The sequence below is a fragment of the Paenibacillus sp. FSL R7-0179 genome (genome assembly GCF_038002265.1).
In the GTDB taxonomy this organism is placed as follows: domain Bacteria; phylum Bacillota; class Bacilli; order Paenibacillales; family Paenibacillaceae; genus Paenibacillus_AQ.
In genome coordinates this window covers 2,286,297-2,299,238 of sequence record NZ_JBBOCC010000002.1, presented here as the reverse complement: position 1 = coordinate 2,299,238, position 12,942 = coordinate 2,286,297, and the positions used below count along the sequence as shown (strand labels likewise).

Sequence of the window (12,942 nt, the reverse complement as noted above, 5' to 3'; positions counted from 1 at the left end):
CAAACTTGCCCGTCAAAGAAAAGTCCTGACACCAGTATAACATCACTTGCCCGCAATAGCCCCCTTTCGCCACTCCCCGTACAGATAATTTTTCTGCCGAAACCGGGTCCGCCCATTCCGAAGTACCCGCTATCCCCATACTCTATATCAAGATCACATGTAACCGATACATGCTTATACTTGGAAAAAATCTGTAGAAAGTGAGGAGGATCCGGATGGCGAAAGTACAACCTAAGCAGACGCAGCGGCTTGTAACAGCCCGTGTACTGCGCAGCGTAGCTGCGGCCATGCTGCCGTTCTACCGGAAAATTGCCGGAAACCGGAGTTATGCCAGGCAATGGACAACCGCAGTTGTCACTGCCGACCTGGACCTGATGGGCAGCTTGCTTCACAGCATTCCCGCACTTGCTGGCGTGGAGAATTACGGAACGAACGGGATCGGATATTTTATCTCTTTCCCTTTTCCGCTGCCGGTTGCCTTCTATACCAATGGAACGACGATTCCGCCTGGAACCGTTCAGTTCACCTTCAATACAGACGCTCACCGCTGCATAGCGCGTTCCATTATCCCGCTGTACCGTGAGCTTGCGGTTAACCGGAGCTTCGCGGAAGCTATGGCAGCTGCCATCCGGCGTAAAGACAACCGGGCGGTAAGGGCGCTGGTGCGCAGCCATGTGAAGACAACGACACTGAAATCCGTAACGATTGAAGAAAGCGGAATAGCGCTGCTGTTCAAGACCCGCTTCAGCCGGTACCCCTACCGCAATTTGCTGTTTCAGGAAATGATGTAGAGCGCTGCAACCTTTTCTAACCTTATTCCGTCAAGGGAGTTGATACAGGCCAAGCGGCCCAACCTATAATAGAGGTGGAATTCAAATGTTAATGAGAAAATACACCATCGCAGCTATAACCGCAGCCACCCTACTCTCCTTCTCGCTCAGTGGGCAGATGTTCGCAGCCGGCAGCAGCTTCAAGGATATCGGCAGTATAAGCGGCAAGGATAAAATAGATACACTAAAGGAGCAAGGACGGATCAAAGGAATATCAGACACACAGTTTCTACCCGGAGCTATAGTATCGACTGCACAAGGTGTTCAGTTCATCTCCGGTGGTCTGCAGCTTAGCCTGGCCGCAATTGATTTCAATAAGGCCCCCCAGGCCAGTGCTATTTTCTCCAAAGTAAAGGACAATGCCTGGTACGCGGAAGCCTTCATCAATGCGCACTATAATGGTGTGAATATCCCGGCCAATATCGATCCGGCGAAGCCGATCTCCAAAGAGCTGTATACCAGTATGCTGGTTCAAGCTGTGGAGAAGGCCGGTAACCTGCCGATGATCAATCTCGTCCCGGCTACGCTTGCAGATGCAGACGCGCTGGACCCTTCCTACCAGGGCAGCATTCAGCGGGCGCTGAAATACAAGATCACTACCCTTGATGCCAGCGGCAAGTTCAATCCGAAGAGCACCATTACCCGCGCTGAAGCAGCAGTTATGCTGTACAACACGCTGGACTACTTGAAGTCCGTAAGCGATGGCGGCACACAGAAGTAAATGAAGGTTAGGTTTGTTCATAACGCTTCCCCCGCGTATGATAGATAAAAGGCTGTCCCGGAAGCCGTTACGGCTAGGGGCAGCCTTGTTTTTTGGGCAGGAAATACGTAGGCTTATTATGAGATGAAGCATTGCTGAGTATATATTACGGCGGCGCTTAGGAGCACGCTCCGCAAACGGAATGTTGTTCCAATCGCTCCGCTTTTCCGCGGGTCATTCCGCCCGCTCCGCTGTTTAAGAGGGGGAGTTACAAACACAGATTCAAGTGCACTTCTTCGTTACGTTCGCCACCCACCTCATCTTCGCGTAAACACAATGTATGTTGTTTTTCACATACATTTGGTCCATATGGCTGCTGCGGGTACAATGTGTGCTGTTTTCCACATACATTCAGACCAAATGCCTGCTGCGGGCACAATGTATGCTGTTTTTGACATACATTAGGTCCATATGCCTGCTTGCGAGAACAATGTATGCTGTTTTTAATACACATTGGTTCATGTACCGTTGTATCAGCCAATGCAACCGGTTGTATGCATACCTTCAGCTTGAGCAACGTTCAGAAACAAAGTCACTCTTCCCCGCTCAAGCGGTTCAAGAATTGCAGGGCACGCGGGTTCTTCGTCTGCTCCAGAACCTCCCGGGGGGTGCCCTGCTCCAGAATAATTCCGTTATCCATCAGGATAATCTGGTCGGCCACATCGGCCGCGAATTTCATCTCATGGGTGACGATGACCATCGTCATTCCTTCCCGGGCCAGCTGCTTGATGACCTTCAGCACCTCGCCGACCAGCTCAGGGTCAAGCGCCGAGGTCGGCTCATCGAATAACAGCACCTCCGGCTCCACAGCCATGGCGCGGGCGATCGCTACACGCTGCTGCTGGCCCCCGGACAGCTGATGCGGATACGCATCTGCCTTGTCTGCCAGACCCACCTTGTCCAGCAGGGCCAGTGCCTTGCTGCGCGCTTCTTCCTTGGAACGCTTTTGCACCGTGACCTGGCCCTCCATGACATTGCCGACCGCCGTCATATGCGGGAACAGATTATACGACTGGAACACCATTCCTGTCTGCTGGCGCAGGGAGAGTACGGTACGCTGTGGAATTATGGCGCCTGGGGTGAAATCCAGCTTAATCATGTTCAGCGTAAGACTGCCCTTGTCGGGGGTCTCCAGCAGGTTGAAGCAGCGCAGCAGTGTGGTTTTGCCGGAGCCGGAAGGTCCGATAATGACCATTACCTGGCCGTGTGGAACGGTAAGATCTACCCCTTTTAACACCGCAAGCGGGCCAAAGGACTTATGTAAACCGCGTATTTCAATCATGCGTGTGCCTCCTTAACCTTAACTGGCCGAATACCGGTCCAGCCGCTTCTCCAAGTAATTCTGCAGCGCCGACAATACGGAACAGAACAGCAGATAGAACAGCGCTGCTTCGCAATACAACAGCAGGGGTTCATAAGATGTCGCCACAATCTGCTGGGCTTTTCTGAATATCTCAACATAGGTAATACTGGCCGCAAGCGAGGTATCCTTAACCAGGCTAATAAAAGAATTCGATAACGGCGGAACCGACACGCGGGCAGCTTGAGGCAAGATCACCCGGCGCAGAGCCTGCTTCCGGCTCATCCCCACAGAGAACGCGGCTTCCCATTGGCCTTTGTGGATAGACAGAATAGCAGCCCGGACAATCTCCGAGGAATAAGCCCCGACACTGAGCGTGAACCCGATCACAGCAGCGATAAACGGATCAAGCACAATCCCGGCGGCGGGCAGTCCATAGAAAATAATAAACAGCTGTACCAGCAGCGGCGTTCCCCGGATCACCCAGACATAGAAACGCGCGATCAGCCTCGGAAGCCTCCAGGAGGACAGCCGGGCAAGTGCAGTAACCACCGCCAGCAGCAGACCCAGAATAAAGGATGCTACCGCAAGTGGAAGGGTAAAAGCCACCCCGGCTTTGAACAGAGGCAGCAGTGAATCGAGAAATATTTGTATTTGGCGGTCATCCATCATTTCGATACGTCAGCGCCGAAGTATTTTTCAGAGATTTTAAGGTAGGTTCCGTCGTTCTTCATAGCGGTCAGCGCTTCATTCACTGCCTGCACCAGCTCGTCGTTCCCTTTCAGGAAAACTGCAGCACTATGCGAGCCTTCGGCAATCTCATCCACCTTCTTGATCTTGACACCGGGCTTCTGCTTCTTCAGGTCGAGGTAGGACAAGCCGTCATTGACGGTAGCATCGATCCGGCCGGAGGTCAGCAGATCAATCGCCTGATTGAAGCCCTCGGTGGATACGATCTCGGCACCGTTGTCTGTGGCGATTTTGCCGAGGTTGCTGGTGAGCGACTGGCCGGCTTTTTTACCCCTCAGATCAGCGAAGGTCTTGATATCCTGATTATCTTCAGGAACGATCAGCACAGCCTTGGAGACAATATACGGATCGGAGAAATCATATTTCACTTTACGCTCATCGGTAATGGAGACTTCATTGAAGATCACATCGAAGCGCTTCGCATCCATCCCGGCAAAAATTCCGTCCCACTGTGTCTCAATGAACTCCGGCTTCACACCCAAACGCTTGGTCACTTCCTCGGCAATCTCGACATCGAAGCCCGTCAGCTTGCCGTCCGCATCATGGAAGGTGAACGGTGCGTAGGTTCCTTCTGTTCCGATGCGCAGCTTGCCGCTGGCTTTGACGGCCTCCAGACTATTCTGCTGCCCGGAAGCTGCGCCCTCTGTAGCCGCTGCCGTAGGTTCAGCCCCGGTATTGCCGCCCGTTGCTGTCTTGTCATTATTGTTGCTTCCGCAAGCCGCAGCCGTGACTATGGTCAGGAGCAGCATAATAGTCAGACTAAGTTTTTTCATTCGATGAATCCCCTCTCGTATCTTCTTTATAGACACCGTATATTGATTTCCCATAGCTTAGCTTGCCCCAAATTCTGCTCCTGCAACACAAAAAGCGACCCTCCCGGAAAAGGAGAATCGCTGCTCTATGGACAACATAAGCTCTGCTTCTATATGGGTATTACTATACGTGCATGATTTCTGGCGTTGCCTTCTCCTTAGAACGTTCTGTTCCAGAATGGCGGCCCCGGCGCAGCAGCAGTCCAAGGACCGCACCGCCAAGCGCGACAAACATCATAATGTGGAACGTGTCCGCGAAGCCCTGCGATAATACGGTTTGCTTAGCCAGCAGCAACGCTTGCTGTGAAGCGCCTGCGGAACTTTTCCCGGCAGCCGCCGCCGCTTCCTGCATCTCTATGCCACGCGCCGTTGTTCTTGCGGTCAGAATGGTAACCAGCGTCGAAACGGCCAGCGAAGTAATTACCTGCTGCATCGAGTTCGTCAGCGAGGTTACCCGGTTCACCAGGTGGCTAGGCGCCTTGTTGAGCAGATGCGTGTTCATCGGCATCATCATCATCCCCATGCCCGCCCCGCACATGATCAGCGGAAGGATCAGGTCCCGGCTCTGCGTGGTAAGGTCTACATGCGAATACTGGAATAACGCCCCGGAGACCAGACTAAGGCCGCAGACCACGAGCCAGCGCACACCGATCCGGTCGAACAGTATCCCGGCAATCGGCATCATCAGCCCGGAAGCGATCGCTTGCGGCAGCAGCGTCAGACCGGTATCAAATGCACCGAAGCCGCGGGCCTGTTGCAGAAATTGCGGGAGCAGGAATAACGCGCCGTATAAGCCGAACTGGGCGATCCACTGCACGATGATTCCTGTCGTGAAATCTACGGACTTCAGAATCCGCAGCTCCAGCAGCGGTGTCTTGGAGCGCAGCTCTGCGATGACAAAAGCGATCAGCGCCACAGCGCCCAGCAGCAGCCCGATCAGCGTTTTCTCGGAGGTCCAGCTCTGGGCGCCCTGGCTAACCCCGTAGGTTAACGAAGCAAAGGCCAGCGGACCCAGAACCATACCGAACTTATCCATGCCGGGCACGCTGTTCTTCGCCGCATTCGGCAGCTTGCGCAGTCCAATCAGCACCGCAATGATGCCAATTGGAATATTAATGAGAAAGATCCAGCGCCAGGAATGGTATTCAACCAGCCAGCCCGACAATACCGGACCAATAGCCGGTGCGAACAGAACGGGAATGCCCATAATGCCCATGACTACGCCAACCTTACTTTTGGGAGCAAGTCTGTACACATAGGCCATCCCGACAGGGAGCACACAGCCGCCGCCAAGTCCCTGAATGACCCGGAACACAATCAGCCATTCGGCGCTGCTTGGTGTAGCGCACAGAATCGAGCCTACCGTGAACACAATGACCGCCGTCAGGAAGACTGTCTTGGCTCCGAACCGGTCAGACAGCCAGCCTGACAACGGGATAACGGAAGCCTGAGCCAGCATATAACCCGTAACTACCCACTGCAGCGTATGCAGATCCGTCTTGAAATCCACTACCAGCCTGGACAAGGCTACATTCATTGCCGTACTGTCCAGCACAACCATAAATACGCCTGCAATAATGGCCAGCAGCGGAACCAGAATGCTGGACAGCCGGAAATCGGCTTCCTGCTTCAAGGTCTGATCCATGTCTCTTCTCCTCCTAAAGCTGTCCGCGTTCTACATTGACCTGCGGGCAGATTGTTCTATATAATGAGTGAACGGACAACTGTCCGTAATTGCAATTCATAGTCTACGGACAATTGTCCGTTGTGTCAATTCTTTTATTTGTTTTTCTGTAAATCACTGATTCATTTCTGAAAGGGGTCCTCATGAACAAGCCAGACACCGATGCTGCACAGCTCCCTCCGTCAGCTCCGCAAGCCATAGAATCCTCCCCGCCGGAGTCCGCCGATCCTTATGTACAGCGGATTCTTGAAGCTGCCCGCCAGTTATTCACCGAGAGCGGACTTGAGGCGGTCAGCATGTACAGCATTGCCAAGCGGGCAGGTATAGGGCAAGGCTCCCTGTACCGCCGTTTCACGGACAAGGGTGAGATCTGTTCTGCCCTGCTGAAGGGCAGCGCAGATCAATTCCTGTCCAGTCTGGAGCAGCAGGTCGCTGCCAGTGCCGGTGAAGCTCCGGCGCTAGCTCAGCTGCAGAGCAGCATTGAGCAGATTGCCGATTTCATTGAGCAATATGCCGAGCTGCTGAATATGATCAAAGCCGAGTTCACCGGCAAGAAGCAGCTGACCCAGTTTGAGCATCCTTTTTTCCAGCGGCTGGGGGTGATGATAACAGAGCTGCTGCAGCGTGCTGCGGCGGGCGGTGAGATTATTGACATTGATCCGGCCTTTGCGGCTACGGCCTTAATCTCTGTCCTCAGTCCCGATCTGTACCTGTATGAGCAGAAGCGGCACCACTCCTCCAAGCTCGACATCTCCAGGGGCATCGTCGCTTTGTTCGTGACCGGACTGGCAAAACGCTGACCGCCTGCTCTTTACAAGAGGGGAATTTGTGGTATATTAAGTAGCAATTACGAATTTAATAGCAGCATTATTCACTAGGGGAGTCGGCCGACTGAGACGGAGCTTAAGCTCCGGACCCTTTGAACCTGATCTGGATCATACCAGCGGAGGGAAGTGGAGCAGAATGTATCAGTGGTTCCCGTCACAGGGCCGCAGCTGACTGTACCTTCCGCCCCATTCATTGCCTCCGGGAATGAATGGGGCTTTTTGGTGTTCAGCGCAGTAAATATTTCAATCCGAGGAGGCTTCATACATAGTCTTATGATCAACATTAGCAATCTGTCCTATGCCTTCGGGACCGGTTCATCCCGGACCCCCGTCTTCTCAGGGCTATCCATGAATGTGCAGCGCGGCGAATTCATATCTGTCGTAGGCGGAAGCGGATGCGGCAAAAGCACCTTGTTCAAAATCATCGCCGGTCTGCTGGAGCCCGGCAGCGGCAGGATTATGCTGAACGGAGCCGAGTCCGCTGCAGCAGCGAAGAGACTGGGCAGTGTCGCCTACATGCCGCAGCAGGATCTCCTCCTACCCTGGCGGACCGTAATGGACAATTGTCTGCTGCCCTGGGAGCTCAAGCGCAGCCGTCCCAAAGCAGCCGCTATGGCCGAGATCCGCACCCTGCTGCAGCGCTTCGGCCTTGACGGGACCGAAGGAGCTTATCCGCAGGAGTTGTCCGGCGGAATGCGCCAACGTGTGGCTGTCCTCCGCACCGTGGCGGCCGGGAATGACCTGCTGCTGCTGGATGAGCCGTTCGGGGCGCTTGATGCCATTACGAAGCGCTCGCTGCAGCGCTGGCTGCTGGAGTTATGGGCGGAGCTGGACAAGACAGTGCTGTTCATCACCCATGATCTGGAGGAGGCGCTCCTGCTTAGTGACAGAATCTATCTAATGACTGGCCGGGAGGGCAGCGGTATGCAGGAATTCTCAACCGCCCTCCCCCGTCCGCGCCATCACAGTCTGAACTATGAACCGCAGTTCGCCGCCCTGCGCCAGGAATTGGAGCTGAAGCTATATGAGAACCGCCGCCCCTAGAAGATTGCTCCAGCATTACGCTCCGGCTGTCCTTCTCGCTCTGCTGACGCTTGCGGTATGGGAGACTGTAGCCCGCCTGGGGCTGGTTCCTCCCTTCATCCTTCCGGCTCCGTCCGCCATCTGCAAGGCCTTACTGGAGGAACGCCGCTTGTTATTCGGGGTGCATCTGCCTGCTACACTGCTGGAGGTACTCACAGGCTTCGCATTGTCGGTGATTTGCGGCAGCCTGCTGGGAACCGCCATGCACCTGTTCAGTCCGCTGGCCAAGGCGCTGTATCCGCTGCTGATTATCAGCCAGACGGTTCCGCTGATCGCCCTCTCGCCCCTGTTCATCATGTGGTTCGGCTACACCTTATGGAGCAAGGTCGCCGTTGTCTTCCTGACCGCTTTCTTTCCGGTGGTCATTGGCACCTATGATGGCTTGTCCAAGAATACAGACGCCTACCGGGAGCTGCTGCTGACGTACGGCGCGAACCGCTGGCAGATTCTAAGGAAGGTGGGCGTTCCGCTGGCTTTGCCTTCTTTTTTCTCCGGGCTAAAGCTGTCGGCAGTGTACTGTGTGATTGGCGCAACGATCGGGGAATGGCTTGGGGGCAGCGAAGGGCTGGGCTATTTCAGCCGCAGAATGGCCGGGAATCTCCAGACCGCCAAGATGTTCGCTGCTGTTGTCTTGTTATCTATACTCGGTATCCTGCTGTTTCTGGCAGTCGCCGCGCTGGAGAAGTTTATTCTGAAGAAAAGAGGACGTTATTCATGACTACTATCCGCTATACCCGTTATCTGTACCATGCAATCTCAAGGCCAGCCATGCTGCTGTCCGCTCTGCTGCTCTGTATGCTGCCTGTCCTGGCAGGCTGCGCCAATACGAATAGTCCGGCGGCCTCCGGCTCTCCGGCTGTTACTACCGCCACCTCTGGGGCAGGGGCTGAGGCTAAAGATGGAGCCCATAAACTTACGATTATGCTCGACTGGTACCCCAATGCTGTTCACTCTTTTTTGTACGCGGCAGAGGCTGAAGGTTATTTCGCTGCGGAAGGTCTGGAGGTTGAGATTCAGATGCCGGCCGATACCAATGATGCACTGAAGCTGGTGGCGGCGGGAAAGGTGGATCTGGCACTCAGCTATCAGCCGCAGGTATTGATGGCACGTGGCGAGCAGATTCCGGTCAAGTCGATCGCTGCGCTGGTGCGCCACCCGCTGAATCATCTCATGGTAGCCGCAGACAGCGGCATTACCCGCCCGGGAGAGCTGTCAGGCAGACAAGCCGGATATTCCTCCGTTCCGTTATATGAAGCGATGCTGAATACGATGGTCAAGAGCGACGGCGGGGACCCTTCCTCCCTCAAGCTGGTCGATGTTGGCTTTGAGCTGATTCCTGCTCTCTCCACCGGACGGGTAGATGGAATTATGGGCGGGTTCATCAATCATGAGCAGCTGATTCTGGAGCAGGAAGGCCATCCGGTCCGTTCCTTCAATCCCGTGGATTACGGGGTCCCGGATTATTATGAGCTGGTGCTGGTCGCCAGTGAGCAGGGACTGCAGGATTCACAGGGCTTTTATCAGAAATTCGTGGATGCTATCAGAAAAGGCCAGCAGTATGTAGCCGGTCACCCGGATGAAGCGCTGAAGCTGCTGCTCGCCCATCAGGAGGACACCGCCCCGCTGGATGAAAAGATTGAGAAGCGCAGTCTGGAGATCCTGCTGCCGCTGATGGATGCCGGTTCCCAGCCCTTCGGCTACCAGGACAGCGCCTCATGGGAGAAGGTGAACCAGTGGCTGAGCGAGAACGGCCTGCTGGCTGGAGAAGTGGATGTTAAGAATGCTTTTATTAATTTTTAATTACATCTTTAGGAGGAATTCATATGTCTTATCTGTCCAAAGTACGCCAGGCGAACCCGCTGGTGCATAATATCACGAATATCGTAGTTGCTAACTTCACTGCGAACGGGCTGCTGGCTCTGGGAGCTTCGCCATTCATGGCCGATGCCATTGAAGAAGTAGCGGATGTCGCCGCCATGTCCGGGGCGGTTGTGCTGAACATCGGCACACTGAATGAAGCCGCCATTGCTTCCATGATCGAAGCCGGCAAGGCTGCTAACCGCCACCATGTGCCGCTCGTGCTTGATCCCGTTGGAGCCGGGGCTACCGCCTACCGCACCGATGTTACGGCTAAGCTGCTCAGTGAGCTTCAGCTTACAGCGCTTCGCGGCAATGTGGCCGAGGTTGCCAATGTAGCCGGGGTGAGCTGGGCAAGCAAAGGCGTGGATGCCGGAGCAGGCGAAGGCGATGTAGTCGCTCTAGCGAATAAGGCGGCGCAGAAGCTGAATTGTGTCGTAATTATCACCGGCAAGGAAGACATCATCACAGACGGCAAGAGCACTTATATCGCCAGCAACGGGCACTCCATCCTGACCCGGGTGACCGGAACCGGCTGCCTGTTAAGTGCTGTGGTGGGTGCATTTCTTGCCGTATGCGGAGGCGATGTGCTTGAGGCGGCTGCCGAGGCCCTCTCCTTCTACGGCGTGGCAGCAGAGCTTGCTGCTGAGGCGGCTGAAGACCAAGGTCCGGGCAGCTTCCAAATTGGGTTCCTGAACCAATTGGCGCTGGTGACCCCGGAGCAATACAGCAGCCGCTCACGGCTGAAGCTGCTCGAAGCCTAAAACGTGCACCCCAAAGGAGAGAACAAGATGACTAGCATACGCAAAGCGTTGACCATTGCCGGCTCTGACAGCGGCGGCGGGGCCGGGATCCAGGCGGATTTGAAGACTTTTCAGGAGCTGGGAGTGTACGGCATGTCTGCACTTACTGCACTCACTGCCCAGAACACACTTGGTGTTCAGGGAGTCTATCCGATGGAGCCGGAAACCGTTGCGGCCCAGCTGGATTCGATCGGCAGTGATCTGCCGCCGGATGCCATTAAGACAGGGATGCTGTTCAGCAGTGACATTATCCGCGTGGTTGCCGGTAAAGTGCAGCAGTACGGCTGGCAGCAAAAGCTGGTGATCGATCCGGTCATGGTCGCCAAGGGCGGCTCACAGCTGCTGCTCCAGGAGGCAGTGCAGGCCCTGATTACAAGCCTGCTTCCACTTTCGCTCGCCATTACGCCCAATCTTCCTGAAGCAGAGATGCTGACGGGAATGAAGATTCAGGGCCGGGAAGACCGGGAACAGGCAGCAAGACTGCTTCATCGGATGGGACCCAAGTACATTATTTTGAAGGGCGGACATGACCCTTCGGGAGACGAGGCGGTGGATCTTCTCTATGATGGAAGGGAATTCCATTACATGTCCAGTCCACGGATTGCGACGAAGCATACTCACGGAACCGGCTGCACCTTCTCAGCTGCGGTGACGGCAGGTCTTGCGTTGGGCCATTCCATGCCAGAAGCTGTCCAGACCGCCAAGGTCTTCATTCAAGCGGCGATTGAGGATAGCCTGAACATCGGGGCCGGGCAGGGGCCGACGAATCATTTTGCTTACGGGAACCGGATGAGATCAAGGGGGATCACGCTATGACACGGATTGACAACGAGGATATGCGCAGACTGCTGAAGCTGTACTTCATTATGGGCAGTGTGAACTGCCGCCTCTCGCCGGAGGAGACATTAACCGCTGCCGCTGACGGGGGCATTAGTCTGTTCCAGTTCCGGGAAAAGGGTCCCGCTGCGCTTAAAGGTGCCGCTCTGCTCCGTCTGGGGCAACAGCTCCTGCAGATATGCCGGAGCTATAACATCCCGTTCATCGTAAACGATGACCTGGAGCTTGCAACTGCGCTGGATGCCGATGGCATTCATGTCGGCCAGGATGACCTGCCTGCCCGGCTGATCCGGGAGCAGCTCGGTGAGCATAAGATCATCGGAGTCTCCGCGCATAGTCTGACGGAAGCCCGGCAGGCCATTGCGGACGGAGCCGATTATCTCGGAGTCGGCCCTGTCTATCCTACTTCGTCCAAGGATGATGCCCAGGCCGTCCGGGGAACTACTGTCATTGAAGAGCTAAGACGAAGCGGCCTGAGCATTCCTGTAGTCGGAATCGGCGGCATCACCATGGTGAATGCCCCGCCGGTCTTCCGGGCAGGTGCAGATGGGATCTCCATCATCTCGGCCATTGCCGGAGCTGAGGATATATACGAGACCACGCGAAGATTCGCGCAGCTCGTCACCGCTCCTTAATTTTAGACCAGGCACACTGCGGGTGGTACGATATTGATACTCACGCCGCGCATAAGTTGTACCCCACTTTTCCCCCGCCTCATGGTAGCGGCATATAACATTAACCAGGGCGCACACACATCGTGTTCGGTTTTTCGATCACATTCGGCCTACGTGGCGCGCCCAGTCCAATTATGTTCGGTTTTTCGATTACATTTGGCTTGCGCTCCCCCCTCTGTCCCCGCGTAATCTGCCCATAACAATAGTGGAATAGAATTGTCCGTCGGCCAGCAGCTTGTCTCTGCGCAGGACACCCTCGACCTCGAAGCCCAGGCTCTCATAGAGTAGGATCGCCTTGTCATTTCGTTCTAGAACCTTCAAGCTCAGCTTTTCCAGACCGATGGCTTCCGCCCAGCCGATAGACTGCTCCAGCAGGCTACGGCCGATTCCGTATCCCCAGAACTCCTGCAGCACTCCGACTCCGAACTCGGCCTGATGGGCCAATCTGCGGAGCGGACTTCCTTCACATCTGGCGAAACCTGCCAGCCTGTCCTGAACCTCGGCTACCAGGAACAGGTTCGTGCCACTGGCCGTATCCGACGCTATGAGCGACTGGAAGTCCCCCGGGCCGATGAAGGCTTCCCCCTGAACCCGGTCTAAATTCTCCGTCTCCCCGTCAACCTTCAATCTCAGCGCGGACAACTGCGGGGCATCCTGCGGCACGGCGGATCTCACCGTATAGTGGAGCCCTTTATTTTCATATCCCAGTGCATTAATAATCATTC

At 55.2% G+C, this 12,942-nt stretch carries 14 protein-coding genes and 1 riboswitch; of the genes, 9 read left to right on the top strand and 5 right to left on the bottom strand.

Annotated elements, in window-relative coordinates; translation table 11 throughout:
* Positions 1-215 precede the first annotated feature (215 nt).
* Both MKX63_RS26400 and MKX63_RS26395 read left to right on the top strand, forming a co-directional pair.
* Positions 216-791: a hypothetical protein gene (locus MKX63_RS26400; protein ID WP_341021361.1), complete on the top strand. Its 576-nt coding sequence runs from the start codon at positions 216-218 to the stop codon at positions 789-791.
* Between the two features lie 85 nt (positions 792-876).
* Positions 877-1,551: an S-layer homology domain-containing protein gene (locus MKX63_RS26395; protein ID WP_341021360.1), complete on the top strand. Its 675-nt coding sequence runs from the start codon at positions 877-879 to the stop codon at positions 1,549-1,551.
* A 571-nt stretch (positions 1,552-2,122) separates the two neighbouring features.
* On the opposite strand, the gene MKX63_RS26390 is transcribed toward MKX63_RS26395, so the two are convergent.
* The 4 genes from MKX63_RS26390 to MKX63_RS26375 all read right to left on the bottom strand — a co-directional run bounded on the left by MKX63_RS26390 (position 2,123) and on the right by MKX63_RS26375 (position 6,097).
* Positions 2,123-2,872, bottom strand: a complete 750-nt coding sequence (locus tag MKX63_RS26390; RefSeq protein ID WP_341021359.1) for an amino acid ABC transporter ATP-binding protein — start codon at positions 2,870-2,872, stop codon at positions 2,123-2,125.
* Positions 2,873-2,890: 18 nt separating this feature from the next.
* Positions 2,891-3,559 (bottom strand): amino acid ABC transporter permease, encoded by a 669-nt coding sequence (locus MKX63_RS26385; RefSeq protein ID WP_341021357.1) that lies wholly within the window; start codon positions 3,557-3,559, stop codon positions 2,891-2,893.
* The gene (locus MKX63_RS26380; RefSeq protein ID WP_341021356.1) at positions 3,559-4,413 is read right to left on the bottom strand and encodes an amino acid ABC transporter substrate-binding protein; all 855 of its coding nucleotides are present in this window, start codon (positions 4,411-4,413) and stop codon (positions 3,559-3,561) included. Before MKX63_RS26380 ends, MKX63_RS26385 begins: the two co-directional genes overlap by 1 nt.
* 163 nt (positions 4,414-4,576) lie before the next feature.
* On the bottom strand, positions 4,577-6,097 hold the full coding sequence (locus tag MKX63_RS26375) for a DHA2 family efflux MFS transporter permease subunit (RefSeq protein ID WP_341021355.1): 1,521 nt from the start codon (positions 6,095-6,097) through the stop codon (positions 4,577-4,579).
* Between the two features lie 182 nt (positions 6,098-6,279).
* On the opposite strand from MKX63_RS26375, the gene MKX63_RS26370 reads away from it, so the two are divergent.
* From MKX63_RS26370 to thiE, 7 genes are all read left to right on the top strand, one after another.
* Positions 6,280-6,936 carry a TetR/AcrR family transcriptional regulator gene (locus tag MKX63_RS26370; RefSeq protein ID WP_341021354.1) on the top strand — a complete coding sequence of 219 codons (657 nt, stop codon included), beginning with the start codon at positions 6,280-6,282 and terminating at the stop codon, positions 6,934-6,936.
* A 66-nt stretch (positions 6,937-7,002) separates the two neighbouring features.
* Positions 7,003-7,105: riboswitch (TPP riboswitch) on the top strand.
* 131 nt (positions 7,106-7,236) lie between these two features.
* Positions 7,237-8,007, top strand: coding sequence for an ABC transporter ATP-binding protein (locus MKX63_RS26365; protein ID WP_341021352.1), 771 nt, complete (start codon positions 7,237-7,239; stop codon positions 8,005-8,007).
* Positions 7,988-8,764: an ABC transporter permease gene (locus MKX63_RS26360; protein ID WP_341021350.1), complete on the top strand. Its 777-nt coding sequence runs from the start codon at positions 7,988-7,990 to the stop codon at positions 8,762-8,764. The genes MKX63_RS26365 and MKX63_RS26360 overlap by 20 nt, the downstream gene beginning before the upstream one ends.
* Entirely contained in the window at positions 8,761-9,846 is a 1,086-nt protein-coding gene (locus MKX63_RS26355) for an ABC transporter substrate-binding protein (RefSeq protein ID WP_341021349.1), read from the top strand. The genes MKX63_RS26360 and MKX63_RS26355 overlap by 4 nt, the downstream gene beginning before the upstream one ends.
* 23 nt (positions 9,847-9,869) lie before the next feature.
* Positions 9,870-10,667 (top strand): hydroxyethylthiazole kinase, encoded by a 798-nt coding sequence (gene thiM / locus MKX63_RS26350; RefSeq protein ID WP_341021347.1) that lies wholly within the window; start codon positions 9,870-9,872, stop codon positions 10,665-10,667.
* Between the two features lie 27 nt (positions 10,668-10,694).
* Complete coding sequence (thiD, locus tag MKX63_RS26345) at positions 10,695-11,522, top strand: bifunctional hydroxymethylpyrimidine kinase/phosphomethylpyrimidine kinase (protein ID WP_341021344.1); 828 nt, start codon at positions 10,695-10,697, stop codon at positions 11,520-11,522.
* On the top strand, positions 11,519-12,178 hold the full coding sequence (thiE, locus tag MKX63_RS26340) for a thiamine phosphate synthase (RefSeq protein WP_341021342.1): 660 nt from the start codon (positions 11,519-11,521) through the stop codon (positions 12,176-12,178). The genes thiD and thiE overlap by 4 nt, the downstream gene beginning before the upstream one ends.
* A 189-nt stretch (positions 12,179-12,367) precedes the next feature.
* Here thiE and MKX63_RS26335 read toward each other — a convergent pair whose 3' ends face one another.
* Complete coding sequence (locus MKX63_RS26335; RefSeq protein WP_341021341.1) at positions 12,368-12,940, bottom strand: GNAT family N-acetyltransferase; 573 nt, start codon at positions 12,938-12,940, stop codon at positions 12,368-12,370.
* Between the last annotated feature and the right edge of the window lie 2 nt (positions 12,941-12,942).